This is a genomic window from Luteimonas abyssi (assembly GCF_001482195.1).
Classification (GTDB): Bacteria; Pseudomonadota; Gammaproteobacteria; order Xanthomonadales; family Xanthomonadaceae; genus Luteimonas; species Luteimonas abyssi.
On sequence record NZ_KQ759763.1, the window covers coordinates 1919329 to 1936835 of the forward strand.

The 17507-nt window shown below is 70.8% G+C and carries 10 protein-coding genes and 2 pseudogenes; 7 read left to right on the plus strand and 5 right to left on the minus strand.

What is annotated here, in order from left to right; translation table 11 throughout:
- The first annotated feature begins 36 nt into the window (after positions 1-36).
- Positions 37-912 carry a DMT family transporter gene (locus RG19_RS08070; protein WP_058836495.1) on the plus strand — a complete coding sequence of 292 codons (876 nt, stop codon included), beginning with the start codon at positions 37-39 and terminating at the stop codon, positions 910-912.
- Between the two features lie 510 nt (positions 913-1422).
- Here the strand turns inward: RG19_RS08070 and RG19_RS08075 are convergent.
- The 3 genes from RG19_RS08075 to ispG form a co-directional block, all read right to left on the minus strand.
- A complete protein-coding gene (locus RG19_RS08075) occupies positions 1423-4788 on the minus strand; it encodes a S8 family serine peptidase (RefSeq protein WP_058834829.1) in 3366 nt (1121 codons plus the stop codon).
- A 222-nt stretch (positions 4789-5010) separates the two neighbouring features.
- The gene (locus RG19_RS08080) at positions 5011-5709 is read right to left on the minus strand and encodes a phosphatase PAP2 family protein (protein ID WP_082672554.1); all 699 of its coding nucleotides are present in this window, start codon (positions 5707-5709) and stop codon (positions 5011-5013) included.
- Positions 5684-7000 carry a flavodoxin-dependent (E)-4-hydroxy-3-methylbut-2-enyl-diphosphate synthase gene (gene ispG / locus RG19_RS08085; protein WP_058834830.1) on the minus strand — a complete coding sequence of 439 codons (1317 nt, stop codon included), beginning with the start codon at positions 6998-7000 and terminating at the stop codon, positions 5684-5686. Before ispG ends, RG19_RS08080 begins: the two co-directional genes overlap by 26 nt.
- A gap of 109 nt (positions 7001-7109) precedes the next feature.
- On the opposite strand from ispG, the gene RG19_RS08090 reads away from it, so the two are divergent.
- The 3 genes and pseudogenes from RG19_RS08090 to RG19_RS18510 all read left to right on the plus strand — a co-directional run.
- On the plus strand, positions 7110-8369 hold the full coding sequence (locus RG19_RS08090) for an ATP-binding protein (RefSeq protein WP_058834831.1): 1260 nt from the start codon (positions 7110-7112) through the stop codon (positions 8367-8369).
- Positions 8366-8675 (plus strand): annotated as a pseudogene (locus RG19_RS18505) (response regulator); the annotation flags it as partial. The gene RG19_RS08090 and the pseudogene RG19_RS18505, both read left to right, overlap by 4 nt.
- A gap of 83 nt (positions 8676-8758) precedes the next feature.
- Positions 8759-8917: pseudogene (locus RG19_RS18510) on the plus strand (helix-turn-helix domain-containing protein); the annotation flags it as partial.
- A 117-nt stretch (positions 8918-9034) separates the two neighbouring features.
- On the opposite strand, the gene RG19_RS08100 reads toward RG19_RS18510, so the two are convergent.
- Positions 9035-9604, minus strand: coding sequence for a copper chaperone PCu(A)C (locus RG19_RS08100; protein ID WP_162267060.1), 570 nt, complete (start codon positions 9602-9604; stop codon positions 9035-9037).
- Between the two features lie 248 nt (positions 9605-9852).
- Positions 9853-12051, minus strand: a complete 2199-nt coding sequence (locus RG19_RS08105; RefSeq protein ID WP_058834834.1) for a TonB-dependent receptor — start codon at positions 12049-12051, stop codon at positions 9853-9855.
- A gap of 155 nt (positions 12052-12206) precedes the next feature.
- Here RG19_RS08105 and xseA point away from each other — a divergent pair, with 155 nt between their 5' ends.
- The 3 genes from xseA to RG19_RS08120 all read left to right on the plus strand — a co-directional run bounded on the left by xseA (position 12207) and on the right by RG19_RS08120 (position 16848).
- Positions 12207-13550 (plus strand): exodeoxyribonuclease VII large subunit, encoded by a 1344-nt coding sequence (gene xseA / locus RG19_RS08110; RefSeq protein ID WP_058834835.1) that lies wholly within the window; start codon positions 12207-12209, stop codon positions 13548-13550.
- A 107-nt stretch (positions 13551-13657) separates the two neighbouring features.
- Entirely contained in the window at positions 13658-15304 is a 1647-nt protein-coding gene (locus RG19_RS08115) for an acetolactate synthase large subunit (protein ID WP_058834836.1), read from the plus strand.
- Positions 15305-15339: 35 nt separating this feature from the next.
- Entirely contained in the window at positions 15340-16848 is a 1509-nt protein-coding gene (locus tag RG19_RS08120) for an aldehyde dehydrogenase family protein (protein WP_082672556.1), read from the plus strand.
- Positions 16849-17507 lie beyond the last annotated feature (659 nt).

Below are 17507 nucleotides of genomic sequence, written 5' to 3' on the forward strand. Positions count from 1 at the left end.
GTCCAGGTTGTCACACCCGCCCGCGCCGCCTTGCTGATGCTGGGCAGCACCCTGCTGTTCGCATTGATGGTGATCGCGATCCGGCTGGCATCGGAATCGCTGCACACGTTCCAGATCGCGTTCTTCCGCAACTTCTTCGGCATGGCGGCCGCGCTGCCGCTGTTGATGCGGGCCGGGCGCGGGCTGGGTTTCCTGCGCACCGAGCAGTTGCCGCGCTATGTCGTCCGTTGCCTGATCGGCATGCTGTCGATGTTCTGCGGCTTCTGGGCCATCGGCAATCTGCCGCTGGCCCAGGCGGTTTCGCTCTCCTACTCCACACCGATCTTCGTCACCATCGCCGCAGTGTGGCTGCTCGGCGAACGGGTGCGCGCACGACGCTGGGCGGCGGTCGCGCTGGGCTTCGTCGGCGTGCTGGTGATCCTGCGGCCGGGCAGCGGCGAATTCAGTCCCGGCCTGCTGGTCGCGGTGGCCGCGGCGATCCTCAGCGGTCTGGTGGCGATCCAGATCAAGGAGCTGTCGCGCACGGAACCGGCCGACCGCATCGTGATCTGGACCACGCTGTTCTGGGTGCCGATGTCGTTCCTGCCCGCGCTGGCCGTATGGCAGTGGCCGCAGGGCATCGTGTGGTTGTGGGTGGTCGCCGCCGGGCTGCTCGGAACGGGTGGGCACATGCTGTGGACGCGCGCACTGAAGATCGGCGAGGTGTCCGCGCTGACGCCGATCAGCTTCATGCAGTTGCCGGTGGTGGCGCTGTTCGGCTGGGTCCTGTTTGGCCAGACCCTTGACCGCTGGACCGCGATCGGCGCGGCGATCATCCTCGCCTCGAACGCCTACATCGCCCACCGCGAGGCGCAATTGGCCCGACGCGCCGCGACGAAGGCTCCAACCGAGGCGGCCAAGCCCGGGGAGTGACGTGGGTGGTCGGGATAGAGGCGCCTTCGCCTGCTCGTTGCGGATGCGGCGTCATGTCGTCGCGCGCCGACGGGCCCCGCCGGGACCGGCAGCCTCCTCGCGCGAATGCCCCCCGGCAGCCGCCATACGGCGGCAGGCTCCTCCTTGATTTCGCCGGGAAGGCCGCCGGCCCCGACGGCGCTCGGCTTGCGGAACCTCTCGGCCGCGGTTGCCGGCATGCCCGGCCATGGAGGTTCTTCTCGAGGAGCAAGGAAGGCGGGATGACCACGGTCCGCGCGATCTGCAAGCCGACAGGCCGTTACGCGAAATCAAGGAAGCGGCCACCGCCGAACGGTGATCGGGAACAGTCGCTGCAAGGGCTTATCGGCCACGCCGGAGCCCGTCAGGTCAGCGAGCCGAAACCCCGACACGCTGGCCCGTCCCCGGCGATCCCGCAGTCGGGCGAAGAGTCCGAAAAAGAAGCGCCCGGGACTCCCGGGCGCTTCATCGTCTCAAGGACCGCTGTCGCGCTCAGGGCGTGACGGTCAGGATCACCGGGGCCGCGACGCGCGGTGCGGCCGGGTCGTTGCTTTCCACGCAGTAGCTGCCCACGTGCCGGCCCGCGGACAGGCCGCTGCTGGAAATCATCACCCGCGTCGGACGGCTCGCCTCCGGCGCCAGTTGTCCGGAGGCCGGCGTGACCTGGCCGATCCACGGCGCGCCGCACGGCACCTCGCCCGCGACCTGCAACGACAGGCCGGCGAACGCGTTGTTGGTCGCCCACGCGCCGTTGCCGTTCGCATCGAGGCTGATCGTGGCGAAGCTGCCGTCGCCCTGCGGCGCGGCGAACCAGGCCCAGCTGCTCGCATACGGCGTCCGCGCATAGGCCACCAGCCAGTACCGGCCGGCCGGCAGGACGACGTTCTGCCCGGCCGCGACCAGGTCGAGCCCGAAGTTGGCGCCGTTGAGCACCACGCCGGCGCCGGCGGGCGTCGTCGCATGACGCCACACCGCCGTCTGCGGTGCGCTGGCCGGATTGCCCGCCGGCACGCCGCCGGCATCCGGGAAGATCGCCCAGCCGACGCTGCTGGCGACGGTGGAGAACGTCCCGCCGCCGACCACGAAGCCCTCGGTGAACAGCGAGGTGATGCGGGTCTCCACCGGCAGCACGAAATCCTCGGCCGCGAACTGGGCCGCCGGGTTTCCGGCGTCGGTCCGCCACACGCCGCGGTAGCCGTTGGTGATCGCACCGCGCAGCTGGGCGACGAGCCGCAGGGCCCCGTTTCCGCTGGTGGTGGCCGCGTAGTCGAGCGTCGATCCGCCGACGTTGGCCACCGAGCCCAGCGCCGTGCCGCTGCGGCCCTGCTGCAGGCTCAGCGAGACCGCATCCGGCACCGACACCGCCGGCGGCGGTACCGAGATCGCCACCGGCAGGCGCAGCGTCGGCCGCGGCGCGTTGCCGACCGTGGCACCGACCGGCTCCATCACCACCTGGCCGAAGTGCCAGCTGCCATCGGTCGGCAGGTCCGTGCTGTTGATCAGCACCCGGATCGAGCGCGTGGCACCCGGCGCGATGCTCACGTTCGCCGGCGTGACCCCGCCGCGCACGCCGTCGAGGCGGATGCGATAGGTCTGGGCGGTATCGGTGGGATTGCGGAAGGTGCGCACGAAGCTGCAGTTGCGGAAGCAGCGCGCGCTGCCGATCGAGGGCTGGTTGAGCGCGGACACGTCCCCCCCCTGGGCGGGATCGGCGGCCAGGTAGTTGTCGCCGGTCTCGTGCATCACCAGGCCGGCATTGATCGCCCGGTCCACCGCGATGCGACCGCTGCCCTTGCCGAACGGCGTGGCCAGGGTCACGGTGTCCTCGGTGTAGACCTCCTGCTCTGCGGTGAGTGCCAGCGCCGATTTGATCTCCGGCACCGACCAGTCCGGTCGCGCCTGGCGCACCAGGCCCGCGGCACCGGCATGGTGCGGCGATGCCATCGAGGTACCGTTCTTGAGCGACAACGCCTGTTCGAACCCGGTGATCTGGTCGCCGGCATCGACGGCGAGCACGGCCACGCCGGGCGCGGTCAGGTCCGGCTTGACCAGATCGAAGGTTCCGGCAGGCCCGCGCGAACTGAAGGCACCCAAGGCGTCGGCGGTGTTGGGTGCGGGCAGCGGCGGATACCCGATGCCTGCGGTGGCATCGTCGTGGGCCCGGGCGAAATCGCGCAGTGCGATGCCATCCTCGAGGGTCACGCCGAACGCGGGAATCGTGGTGTCGGGCACCGACGGGGTCAATGCGCCCTCGGCATTGTTGGCGATCAGCACCACCCGCGCACCGGCCGCGGCCGCGGCGTCGGTCTTGATCGTGAACGAACAGGTGCCGCGCCGGACCAGGGCGATCGCGCCCTCGAAGTACCCCGCGGGATAGCCTTCGCAACCGTCGGCAGCCCCGTCGTAGTCGGCACTGACGCGCAACGGCGTGGTGCCGGGAATCGCGCTCTCGTGCGGCACGCCGTTGGTGCCCTCGACCAGCAGCACCGGCGTCAGCGGCTCCGGCACCGGTGCGGGGCCGGTCACCTGCAGCGTCACCACGAACGCGCCGCGCCCGTGCTGCGAGGCGGCAGTGGACGCCACCCACGGCTGCAGGTGGCCCATGGTGTTCGGGCCCGGGCCGGAGTTGCCGGCCGAGGCCGCCACGTAGATGCCGGCATTGGAGGCGTTGAGGAACGCCATCGACACCGCATCGGTCCACGGGCTGCCACCGCCGCCGATGGAATAGTTCAACACGTCGACCACGCCGTCGGCGACGGCCTGGTTGATCGCGCGCGTGGTCGACACGTTGGGGCACGAGCCCTGGCCGGTGGAGATCACCGTGTAGCAGGTGTCGAACGCGACGATGTGGCCGCGCGGGGCGACGCCGGAGATACGGCGCGCGTTGCCGCGGAAATCGACGTCGCGACGGTTGCCCGCCGCCGTCGACGCGACATGGCTGCCATGGCTGTTGGTGTCGCCGAAGCCCGGTTCCTCGCGCACGTTGGCGAGGCCGCACTGGTTGCCTGGCTCGCCGCAGACGAAGTTGTAGCCGCCGATCAGCTTGGCGTTGCAGCGACCCTCGTCCACGCCGCCGGGGGCGCAGGTGCCGAGGTAGACGCCGTCGCCCAGCGGATTGACGTGGGTGTAGCCGTCGACCGGATCGACCTCGGCGAACGACGGGCTGCCGAAGTTGATGCCGGTGTCGATGATGCCGAACACGACGCCTTCGCCCTGGTAGCCCGCCGGCGCGCCCGGATTGCTGCCGTCCCAGACCGGGCCGGCGCCGATATGTCGCGGGCCGGTATCGGTATCGAGCGGATCCTCGCGATAGGCCTCGACGAACATCACCTCCGGCATCGCCTCGACCGCGCGCACCTCGTGATCGGCGAGCGGCAACACCACCGCGTTGATCGCGTGCTGCATGCGATGGTCGACCCGCACCGGGCGCTGCAGGCGCTGGGCGATCGCGCGCTCGTGGCCGGTCTGGCGCTGCTGCAGGTGGCTGACGTACTCGCGTGCGGCGGCGCCGCGGGTATCCAGGCGCGGCTTGCCGCGCGCGTCGAGCCTGCGCTCGGGCGCGGCCAGGCCGCGGGTCTGGCCCTCGTAGGCGCTCAGCGCGGGCTCGCGGAAGACGACGATGTGCGGACCCTGCGCGGCATCGACGCGCCCCGCCGCGGCGGAGGCCGCGGCGACGGCGGTCGTGCCGCTGCCGGCCGCACCGGCGATGCCGGCCGCGTTCCCCGCGGAGGACGCGGCGGCGACACTGGAGGCTGCCGGGCGCGCGCCCGGTATCAGGAGGGAGGTACTGGCGAGGGCAGCGGCCGCGAGGGCCAGAAGACCCACGCCGACAGCGACCTTGCGGACACGTGACGACATGCGATTTCCCCTTTCGTGCGAATGGTCCTTGCATGGGCGCGCGCCACCGGTCCCATCACGGTGTCCTCGCGCCCGCATGTGCATCCGGCCCCCCTGACCGATCCTTCGATCGCCCGATGCCCGCCCGTTATACACCGATTCGCCGCCCGGGCACCCGCCGCCCTCCGTCCAGCGCACGCCAGCAACCGGCACACCCGAGGCCTGTCGGCCGCGATGGACCGGTCAGTGCCGGTCGCGCAGGATCAGCAGATAGACCCCGACCACCCAGATGCTCGCCGCCATCCAGCCGGCGACGATGTCCGACGGGTAGTGCACGCCCAGATACACCCGCGACAGGCCGACCATCGGCACGAACACCGCCATCGCCGCCAGCACCCAGCGCCGCCAACGCGTGGGCCATGCCAGCAGGATCAACACCAGCGCCAGCGACATCGAGCCCATCGCGTGGCCGCTGGGAAAGCTGTAGGTGGCCTCCGGCGCGATCGACTCCCACAGCGCCGGCCGGTCGCGTGCGAACAGGCGCTTGGTCGCCATGTTCAGCAGCCCGGACCCGGCCAGCGCGGCGGCGGCGAACACGCCGGCGCGAAACCGTCGACGCCACAACAGCACCGCGACCAGCACGATGTCGGCCGGCACCACACCCCAGGCGTACCCGATCTCGGAGAAGAACAGGAACACCCGGTCGAAACCGTCATGGGCCATCGTCTGGGCGAACAGCAGGATCGGCTCGTCGAACGGCAGCCCGTCGGACTCGTGGATCTCGTCGGCCAGTTCCGCGAAGACCCACATCGGCAACAGCACCCCAGCGAACAGCAGCAGCAACGCCCCGCTGTGACGTCGCACCACGTCGCGCACGGCCGACACCACCGCGTGCGCGCGGCTCCCGCCGCCGGACTCAACCGGCGCGGGTCTGTCGCCCATAGCGTCGATCCACGTAGTCGTCGATCAGCGCGACGAATTCCTGCGCGATCCCCTCCCCGCGCAGGGTGACGGTCTTTTCCCCGTCCACGAACACCGGTGCGGACGGTGCCTCGCCCGTGCCCGGCAGGGAGATGCCGATGTTGGCGTGCCGCGACTCGCCCGGCCCGTTCACCACGCAGCCCATCACCGCCAGCGTCATCGTCTCGGCGCCCGGGTGCGAGATCTTCCACTCAGGCATCTTCGCGCGCACGTGCTCCTGCACCACCTTCGCCAGTTCCTGGAAGAACTCGGACGTGGTGCGGCCGCAACCGGGGCAGGCGGTGACCATGGGCGTGAATGCGCGCAGGCCCATGGTCTGCAGCAGCTCCTGGGCGACCACGACCTCCTGGGTGCGCGATGCACCGGGCTCCGGCGTCAGCGAAATGCGGATGGTGTCGCCGATGCCTTCCTGCAACAGCACCGACAGCGCCGCGCTCGACGCCACGATGCCCTTGCTGCCGATACCGGCCTCGGTCAGGCCCAGGTGCAGGGCGAAATCCGACCGCAGGGCCAGATCACGGTAGACCGCGATCAACTCCTGGACGCCGCTGACCTTGGCCGACAGCACGATCTTCTCGCGCGGCAGCCCGAGTTCGACCGCGCGCTCGGCCGAGTCCAGCGCCGAACGGATCAACGCCTCGCGCAGCACACGCCCGGCATCCCAGGGCTGGGCGCGCTGCGCGTTCTCGTCCATCAGCGCGGCGGCCAGCGCCTGGTCCAGCGACCCCCAGTTGGCGCCGATCCGCACCGGCTTGCCGTAGCGGATCGCGAACTCGATCAACTGGGCGAACTGCAGGTCCTTCTTCTTGCCGAAGCCGACGTTGCCGGGATTGATCCGGTACTTGGCGAGCGCTTCCGCGCAGGCGGGCTCGCGCTCCAGCAGCTGATGCCCGTTGTAGTGGAAGTCGCCGATGATCGGCACCTCGATACCCTGCATCGCCAGGCGTTCGACGATGCGCGGCACCGCTGCGGCGGATTCGGGATTGTTCACCGTGATCCGGACCAGTTCGGAGCCGGCCCGCCACAGCGCGGCGATCTGCTTGGCCGTGCCCGCCACGTCGGCCGTGTCGGTGTTGGTCATCGACTGCACCACCACCGGTGCATCGCCGCCGACCGCAACCTGGCCGATCCGGACCTGCCGGGTGGCGCGACGCGCCGCCGCACCGAAGGAGGCGGCCGGCGCGGCCGGCGACCGGTCTACCGGAGCATCCGCCGCGGGCGCGGAGGGAAGGGGCGAGGGTTGCGCTGACATGCGCGCATTTTAGCCGGCCGCCGGTGCGTCCGCATGACGGCCGCCGCAACGTGCGCTGCGACGATCTGCCACACCCGCCCGCGGCCCGCGCCACGTACCATCCCGGGCCATGCCGCACGCCGCCGCCTCGCTCGTCCGCAGCCTGTACGTCCTGCGCTGGATCGCCGTGGCCGGCCAGGCGCTGGCGGTCGTCTTCGCGACGACGCACCTGGGCCTGCCGCTGGCGGCCGGTCCGCTGTGGACTGCGATCGGCCTGCTCGCCCTGTTCAATCTCGCCGTCGGGCTGCGCCTGCGCCGTGACGGGGACACGCGGCCGGGCGAGGCGTTCGCCCACATCCTCCTCGACACCGCGGTCCTGGCCTGGCTGGTGGCCTGGAGCGGGGGCATCGCCAATCCGTTCGCGTCGCTGTTCCTGCTGCCGGTCGCGTTCGCCGCGCTCACCCTCCCCGCCGCCTGGGCGATCGCCGCGGCCGCGGCCGGTGTGGGCGGCTATCTGTTCGCGGTGATGCTCGCGCGCCCCCTGCCCCACATGCATGGCGACGGCCTCGACCTGCATCTGGCCGGGATGGCGGTCAACTTCCTGCTGTCGGTCGTGTTCGTCGTGTACTTCCTGCTGCGCCTGGCCACGGAGCGTGACCGGCGGGAGCGCGAACTGGCCGCGTTGCGCGAACGTTTCGCCCGCAACGAGGGCATCGTCGCCCTGGCGACCCATGCCGCCTCGGTGGCGCACGAACTCAATACACCGCTGGCGACGATGGGACTGCTCCTCGACGAACTCGACGCCGAGCCGCTGCCACCACAAGCCGTCCGCGACGTCTCGACGCTGCGCCAGCTCGTGGACACCTGCAGCCGCCGGGTGCGCTCGCTCGCCGATCCGGCCGACCCGGCCGACCCGGAGCACCCCGCTACCGTCGACCTGGACCGCCTGCTCGACCACTGGACGCAGATGCGTTCCACCGTGGCGCTGCGGCGGACCGGGAACCTGCCGCCGGGCACCCGCCTCGACCGGGCGCTGGGCCATCTGCTGCTGGTGCTGCTCAACAACGCGGCAGACGCCGGCGAGGCCGCGGGCGAAGCCGGCATCGAGTGCGATCTGCGGATCGACGGCGCCGATCTGCAGGGTCGCATCCGCGATCGCGGGGCCGGCTTCGACGCGCATGCACCGTTCCTGCCGGTGCTGTTCAGGACCACCAAGACCGACGGCCTGGGCGTCGGGCTGGCCCTGTCGCATGCGGCGCTGGAGCAGCTCGGCGGCACACTGACCGCCGAGGAGGCCGAGGATGGCGGCGCGGTGTTGCGATTCAGCGCGCCGCGACGGGCCGCCCTGCCCGATTCCGCCGGACAAGGCCTCATCGGGGCCAGCTCATGAACGGCCTGCTGGTCGACGACGACCCGATCTATCTGCAGGCCCTGGCCCGCGCGCTGACGCGCCGTGGCCTCGACTGCGCGACCGCGGCCACCCCTGCGGCCGCCCTGGCCCAGGCCAGGCGATACCCGCCGGACTTCGCGTTGCTCGACCTGAAACTGGCCGAGCACAGCGGCCTGGCGCTCATCGCGCCGCTACGGGAGATCCGTGCCGACATGCGGATCCTGCTGGTGACCGGCTATGCCAGCGTCGCCACGGCCGTGGAGGCGATCAAACGGGGTGCGGACGACTACCTGCCCAAACCGGTGTCGGCCGACGCCCTGATGCAGGCACTGCAGCGCGCACCCAGTCCCGTCGCGGCATCCGCTTCGACCGAAATCGAAACGTTGACGATGATCCCGCTGCACCGGCTGGAGTGGGAGCACATCCAGCAGGCGCTCGCCGAAACCGGCGGCAACATTTCGGCGACCGCGCGGTTGCTCGGGATGCATCGGCGGACACTGCAGCGAAAACTCTCGAAACGCCCTGGTGCCGAGCGCATCCCGCGCTGACGGAGGCCATTCCCTCGCGTATCCACGGGCCGCCACGCGGCCCGCGTCCCCGGATCCGTGAAATCCGCGTCTCCCCTCATGCCGGGCCCGGCCGACCGGGCCGGGCATGACCGGCGATCAGTGTCCGTGCCCGTCTTCCCCGTGCGCCGTACCGTGCGCGCCGTGATCGCCATGCCCAGCGGGCTGTTCCGTGGCCGAACGCACCTCGAAGGTGACCGGCACACGACCGGCCCGCTCGAACACCAGGGTCGCCTCCACCTGCGTACCCGGCGCCAGTCCGGCATCGGGCGCGATCAGCATCAGGTGATCGCCGCCGGGGGCCAGCGCGACGCGGCCGCGCGAAGGCACCACCACCCCGTCGACGCGTTCGCGCATCTGCATCACGCCGTCGGTCTCGCGCATCTCGTGGATCTCGACGCGCTCGGCCGCCGCCGTCTCCACGCCGAGCAGGCGGTCGTCGCCTTCGCCGTTGGCGATCTGCAGATAGCCGGCCGCCACCGGGGCCGGCGGTGGCGGCAGCCGGATCCACGGCGCCTCGACGGTCAGCGCATCGGGCTCTGCCGCGGCCGCATCCGCATGGCCATCCGCCTCGTACGAAGTCGGCGTGTCGTGGCCCTCTTGCGGAGAGCCTCCGCAACCGGCCAGCAGCACGGCCAGGGCGACACAGGAAGCGATTCGGAACGTCACGGCAATCTCCTCATCTGGACCTCATTTCGAACTCATCTGGTACGCGGGCCGGCACGAATGCTCGCGTGCGGGTCCGCAGCGGAAGACAGTATCGCCCGTCACGCGTCATGGCGCCTTGCGTCATGCGCGCCTGCTGCACGCAGATCCGTCCGCCGAACCCGCACGGGATCCGCACGAGATCCGGGAGACGCCCCGCCATCGCCGGCGGCCGCAACGCACGAGCGAGGGCGCAAGGGCACGGCGCTCGCTCAGAACGCGGCCCTCAACTCGAGTTCGACCGAGCGCGGTTCGCCCAGATACACCATCTGCGTACCGATCGCATGCAGCACATGGATCCGGTCGGCCAAGTTGCGCCCGCGCACCGTCATCGCCCACCGCGGCGAGGGACGCCAGCGCACATGCGCGCCCCACAGCGCGTAACCGGCCGTTTCCACCGTCTTGGCATTGTCCGCATGACGCGAAGCCACCGCACGCAGATCGGTGCCAGCCGACCAGATGGGCGAGATCGCGTACTCCAGCCACAGGTTGCCCACGCGTGCCGGCGTGTTGGCCGGTCGATTGCCGGCGCGCGAGACCGGCACGCCGGCGACGTTCTCGACGAAGTCGTCAAGGCGCGCATCGACCCAGCCGACATTGGCCTGCACGCGCAATGCATCCACCGGCCGCAGGTCGAGCGTGGCTTCCAGCCCGCGTGCGGATTGCCGTCCCACCGGCAGCGTCTCACCAGGTCTGTCCGGATCGGCGATGGCCAGATTCTCGCGCACCAGCCGATAGGCGGCGAAGGTGGCGGTCGCGCGACCATCGGCGATGTCCAGCTTGCCGCCGGCTTCGATCTGGCGCCCACGGCTGAGGTCGAAGTCGCGCAGCACCGAAAACCCTGCCGTCGACAACACGCCGGCGGGCGGGTCGGCGGCGGTGCTCGCCTGCGCATACACCGTCGCCGCCGGTGCGATGTCGTAGGTCAGGCCCAGCCGGCCCGTGGTCGGCGCGTACGACTGCGACCACCGCGCCGGGCTGGCGGCCGTCGGCATGCGGTGGTTGACGACATCCAGTTGGATCCGGTCGTGGCGCAGGCCGGCGGTCAGCCCGAGGCGCGCGCCCAGGCGCGTGAGGGTCTCGACCGACAGCGCCGCGGTCCGCACGCGGTTGGTGGCACCGGGCACGTGGCCGGGCGCGGTTCCCGGAATGGCGAAGAAGCGCCCCGGCACCTGCGCATCGATCGGCACGAGATCGATTTCGCCCGCGATGGACTGCGGAAACCGCGTCTGCCGGTTGTGGCTCAGCTCCAGCCCTGCCGTCCATTGCGAGGGCCGTCCGGCCAGCGTCGTGCTGCGGTGCCAGTCGGTGCGGTTGCCGGTGACCTGGTGGTCGTGACGCTGCTGCAGCACGCCGGACCGCGCCACGCCGTCGCGGTCGGGATCCCAGCGGTAACTCTCCACGTTGCGGTAATCGCGCAGGGCGTCGTAGCGGTAAAGCGTATTGGTGATACGCCCGAGACGGCCGCCATCCCACGTCAGCAACGAACGTCCCCACATCACTTCCTGCGCGTAGAAGCCGTCGGCCACGTTGTAGTTGCGGCCGACCGCGCCGGGCAGCGCGTGCAGTCGGCCCGAGGCACCGGACGTGGCGGGCGATCCCCAGTAGACCCGGGGGTTGTGCTCGTCCTGATATTCCAGCGCGAGGGTGTGGACCAGACGCGGCGATGGCCGCGACGCAAGCGAGGCCGCCACCGTCCAGGCCTCGCGCCGCTCCGCGTCGACCCAGCCGTCGCGGGCGCTTCGGCTCGCGTCGAACCGCAGCGCGTGGACCGCGGCGTCGCCTCCGAAGCGGTGGTTGACGCCACCGGCCAGCACGCGCACGTCATGGGAACCGGCGCTCGCCGTCGCACCGGCGTCGTCGGCATCGAATCCCGCGATCCGGGTGACGTAGTCGATCGCCCCGCCGACGGCACCGGCACCGTGCAGGAACCCCGAAGGTCCGCCGATCGCATCGATCCGCTCGTAGATCCAGGCATCCACCGGCCGCGCGGCGATGGTGGCGTACTTCACGTCGATACCGTTGAACAGCTGGGTGATCTGGCCACCGGAGAATCCACGCCAGGTCACGGTGTTGCCGTGCCCCGGCGGCGACGCCACCACCAGCCCGGGAACGGCCGACAGCGCGTCGGCGGTGGAGCGCACGCCACGTGCGTCGAGGGTGTCGCGGTCGATCGCGAACACCGAGGCCGGCGTGTCCCGCGCCGATACCCGCAGGCGCGAGCCACCCGGCGCCGGCCGATCCAGCGCCGAGCGCACACCGCGCACGTCGATCCGGTCTAAGGTCACCGGGTCCGCCGACGACGACGCATTCGGATCCTGCCCGCCCGCCGAGGCCGGCGCGACCAGGACGACACCCTGCAACGCGACGGCGACACAGGCACACAGCGGCGGACGACGGCGGGCGGGCATGTCGGCGGGTCTCGAAACGCGGGATCGCCGCATAGCGTAGGAACCGGAACCTGCCGCGCCCATGCGACCGAGTGTCGCAGCCGAGCCCGCACATGCCGCATCGCCCGCATGCGTCGTCTCACGATACGCGCGCATGCAGCCGGTATCCTGTCGGCATGCACGATCCGCGCGCCGCCGACATCCTCAGCCCCAGCCAGCTCAACACCCTCGCCCGCAGCCTGCTGGAAGACACCTTCCCCGCGGTGCAGGTGGAAGGCGAGCTTGGCAACGTCTCGCGCCCGGCGTCGGGGCACCTGTACTTCACCCTGAAGGACGCCCGCGCGCAGGTGCGCTGTGCGCTGTTCCGTCCCAAGAGCCAGTGGCTGCGCTTCCAGCCGCGCGAAGGGCTGAAGGTCATCGCGCGCGGCCGCCTGACGCTGTACGAGGCGCGCGGCGACTATCAGTTGATACTCGACGGTCTGGAAGAAGCCGGCGAAGGCGCATTGCGGCGCGCATTCGAGGCGCTGAAGGCACGCCTGCAGGCCGAAGGCCTGTTCGAGGCCGGACGCAAGCGTCCGTTGCCCGCATGGGTCCGGCGGCTGGGCGTGATCACCTCGCCCGGTGGCGCCGCGGTACGCGACGTGGTCAGCGTGCTCGGCCGCCGGTTCCCGCTGCTCGAGGTCGACATCCTGCCGGTACTCGTGCAGGGCGAGAGCGCCGCACCGCAGATCGTGGACATGCTGCGGCGCGCAGGCGCATCCGGCCGGTACGACGCCCTGCTGCTGACCCGCGGCGGCGGCTCGCTGGAAGACCTGTGGGCGTTCAACGACGAAGCGCTGGTCCGCGCCGTCGCGGCATCGCCGGTGCCGCTGGTCGCCGCGATCGGCCACGAGACCGATGCCAGCCTGGCCGAATTCGCCGCCGACCTGCGCGCACCGACGCCGTCGGCCGCGGCCGAACTGCTCGTTCCCGACCGGACCGACCTGGCCGCCCGCCTGCGCGCGCTGCAGAGGCGCCATGCCGGCCTCTTCCGGCACGCGCTGCAGCAGGCCTCGCAACGTGCCGACCGGGCCGCCCTGCGCCTGCAGGCGCAGCGCCCGGCCGCCCGCCTGCAGGCGCTGGCGCGACGGCAGGAAGAGGCGGCGCGCCGCCTGCAGGCGGCATGGCGCATCCTCCACGAACGCCACCTGGCGAGGCTGCGTCATGCGCAGGCAGGACTGCGCGCGCACCATCCGCAACGGCGCCTGGCCGAGGCGCGTGCGCGTCTGCAGGCGCTGGCGCCCCGGCTGGAGGCCGGTCTGCCGTCACGGCTGCTGCGCGAGCGCGCACGCCTGCTGGCGCTGGCCCGGGCGATGGAGGCGGTCAGCCCGCTCGCCACCGTGGCGCGTGGCTACGCGATCCTGCAGCACCCCGACGGACGCGTGGTGCGCACGACGCAGGACAGCGCACCCGGCGACCGGCTGCAGGCACGCCTCGCCGACGGTCGCCTGCATCTTCGCGTCGAGTCCGATCCGGACTGACGGTCCGATTGTCCCGTTGCTGGACCGCTGCGTTCGCCGGCCCTGTCGCGGACCGATCACGTCATCCGGGCAATACTGCGGGCTCGAACCCCGACGACCCCGACCCGATGACAAAAGCATCCGACCTGTTCGTCGCTGCGCTGGAGGCGCACGGCACCGAGTACGTGTTCGGTATTCCCGGCGAGGAAAATCTCGACCTGCTCGAATCGCTGCGCGACGCCGACATCAAGCTCGTCCTGACCCGACACGAACAGGCGGCGGGCTTCATGGCTGCCACCTACGGCCGTCTCACCGGCAAGGCGGGCGTCTGCCTGGCCACCCTCGGTCCCGGCGCCACCAACCTGGTCACCGCCGCCGCCTACGCGCAGCTCGGCGCGATGCCGATGTTCATGATCACCGGGCAGAAGCCCATCCGCACCAGCAAGCAGGGGCATTTCCAGATCGTCGACGTCGTCGACATGATGCGGCCGCTGACCAAGTACACCCGGCAGATCGTCTCCGCCGACAGCATCCCCGCCCGCGTCCGCGAGGCATTGCGCCGGGCCGAGGAGGAACGCCCCGGCGCGACCCATCTCGAACTGCCGCAGGACATCGCCGGCGACGACACCGACGCCATCCTCATTCCGGCCAGCTACGCACGTCGTCCCATCGCCGAGGACAAGGCGATCCGGCAGGCCGCCGACGCCATCGCCCAGGCTCGCCACCCACTGCTGATGATCGGTGCGGGTGCCAACCGCAAGACCACCTCGCGGATGCTGCGCCAGTTCGTCGACAAGCTCGGTATCCCGTTCTTCAGCACCCAGATGGGCAAGGGCGTGATCGACGAGACCGATCCGCTGTGGCTGGGCAACGCCACCCTGTCCGACGGCGATTTCGTCCACCGCGCCATCGACGCGGCCGACTGCATCATCAACATCGGTCACGACGTGATCGAGAAGCCGCCGTTCTTCATGCGCAAGGGCCGGCGAACGGTCATCCACATCAATTACGCCAGTGCGGTGGTCGACCCGGTGTACTTCCCGCAGGTGGAGGTGGTCGGCGACATCGCCAACAGCGTCTGGCAGCTCGGCGAGGCGCTGTCGCCGCAGCCGCACTGGGACTTCGCCTTCTTCGATCGCGTGCGGAACGCGCTGGTCGAACACCTGGGCGACCGCGCCGACGACGATCGCTTCCCGCTCGTGGGCCAGCGCCTGGTCGCCGACGTCTCCCGAGCCATGGGGCCCGAGGACATCGTCTGCCTCGACAACGGCCTGTACAAGCTGTGGTTCGCCCGCAACTTCCGCTGCCGCAATCCGAACACGTTGCTGCTCGACAACGCGCTCGCCACGATGGGCGCGGGCCTGCCCAGTGCGATCGCCGCACGCATCGTCCATCCGGACCGCCGCGTGCTGGCCGTCGCCGGCGACGGTGGCTTCATGATGAATTCGCAGGAAATCGAGACTGCGGTGCGCCTGGGCCTGGATCTCACCGTACTCGTCCTGCGCGACGATGCCTACGGCATGATCAAGTGGAAGCAGGCGCACGAGGATTACCCCAACTTCGGGATGGACCTGGGCAATCCCGACTTCGTGAAGTACGCGGAAAGCTATGGCGCCCGCGGCCATCGCCCGGATTCGGCCGCAGCGTTCCTGCCGCTGCTGCAGCGCGCGCTGGACACGCCCGGCGTCGATCTGATCGAGGTGCCCATCGACTACGACGACGACGATCGCATCCTCAACGAAGATATCCCCCGCCTGAGCGCCGCGGTCGAATGACCGTCGCACGCCCCCCTGCCGACCGAGGAGCCGCCATGGCCAAGTCCAAGAATGCACCGAGCAAGACCGGCAAGCGCGCCGGCGCGAAGAAGGCCGCGCCACGCCGCGGCGGCAACGGTCTCGCGCGCACCTACCCCTACTGGCTGGCCGGTGAGGCGGTGACCGCCAACACCGACCTCGACGTGATCGACAAGTACAGCGGCAAGGTCGCCACCCGCACCGCATTCGCCGACGGCGCGGCCGTACGCAAGGCCATCGTGGCCGCCTACAAGGCACGCGACGCGATGGCCGCGTTCCCGCCGGACAAGCGCCGCGACGTGCTCGAACACTGCGTGCGCCGGTTCGAGGAACGTTTCGAGGAGCTCGCATTGGCGCTGTGCATCGAGGCCGGCAAGCCGATCAAGGACGCCCGCGGCGAGGTCACCCGCCTGATCGACACCTTCCGCATCGCCGCCGGCGAGGCCACGCGCGTGGAGGGCGAGACGGTGGAGATGCAGATCTCCGAGCGGACGCGCGGCTACCGCGGCATCGTCAAGCGGGTGCCGATCGGCGTGTGCAGCCTGATCACGCCGTTCAACTTCCCGCTCAACCTGGTCGCGCACAAGGTGGCGCCGGCGATCGCGGCCGGCTGTCCGTTCGTGCTCAAGCCCGCAGCCAAGACACCGATCGGCGCGCTGATCATCGGCGAGATTCTGGCCGAGACCGATCTTCCCAAGGGTGCGTTCTCGGTCCTGCCGTGCAGCAACGAGGACGCCGCCGCGCTGACCGAGGACGAGCGCATCGCGCTGTTGAGCTTCACCGGCGGCCTGGTCGGCTGGGACCTCAAGGCGCGTGCGGGGCGCAAGAAGGTCACCCTGGAACTGGGCGGCAACGCCGCCTGCATCGTCGATGCCGATCCCGGCCAGCCGATCGACCAGGTCGTCGACCGGCTGGTCTTCGGCGCGTACTACCAGTCCGGCCAGAGCTGCATCAGCGTGCAGCACATCCTCGTCCACCGCGACCTTTACGAAAAGGTGCGCAAGAAGCTGCGCACCAAGGTCGGCGCGCTGGTAATGGGTGATCCGCGCGACGAAAAGACCTTCATCGGCCCGGTCATCGACGAAGCCGCGGCGCAACGGATCGAAGGCTGGGTCGAGTCCGCGCGCAAGGCCGGCGCCAAGCGCCTTGCCGGCGGCCCGCGCGACGGCAACCTGATGCCTGCCACGCTGATGGAAAAGGTGCCCGCCGACAGCGACCTGTACCGTCAGGAAGTGTTCGGGCCGGTGGCCTGCCTGCAACCTTTCGACGATTTCGAGGACGCGCTGAAGATCGTCAACGCGAGCGACTTCGGCCTGCAGGCCGGTGTGTTCACCGCCAACATCGCCCACGCCATGCTCGCCTGGGACCGGCTCGAAGTCGGAGGTGTGGTCGTCGGCGACGTGCCCAGCTTCCGTGTCGACAACATGCCCTACGGCGGGGTGAAGGGCTCCGGGCTCGGCCGAGAGGGCGTGAAGTACGCCATCGAGGACATGACCGAGCCGCGCCTGCTCGTCATCAAGGGCTGATCCAGCCGGCATCGGCAGGCCTGATCGGCTTGCACGGCCCGTCGGCATGAGGTCGCGTCGGCGACCTCATGCGTCCGGCCGGTGGCGGTCGACGCAGGGAGTCGGCATCGCCACCGGTCATCGGGACGAAGCGCACCGCGGCGATCTCGCATTCGCTCACCACGCCGCGCGCGTCCTTTTCCAGCGGTTGCTACGACTGCCGTGCCGGTCGGACCGACCGGCACCAGCGGCCGCCCGCCCGACGCCCGTTGCTCGACCAGGACCGCCGGCACGCGTTGGGATGCGGCGGTCACGAGGCGCGAGGGCGCTCCATCCGACAAGCGACACGGCCGCGCGCCACCGGCGCGCATCCGGGAGATCGTCGTTCGTGGCAGCGCTCCATCGGGCCCGCCGCGGAGCGGTGCATGGCGAATGTCGAGCGCGCATGACGCGTATCGACCCCGTTGCGGCCATCCGGGCGTTCGCTGCATGGACCCGCCCCAACGGAGCCCCCGATGCGCCTGCCCCGCCTTCCATTGCTACTGGCTTTCGCCCTCCTCGCCGCCTGCCGTGCGGCAGGTCCGCAGCCCGACGCACCGCCGCCCGCCTCACCCGTCATGGACACCACGATCGCGGACGCCGCGCCAGCCGCGACGCCCTTCCCGGAGCCGGGGCTCGGC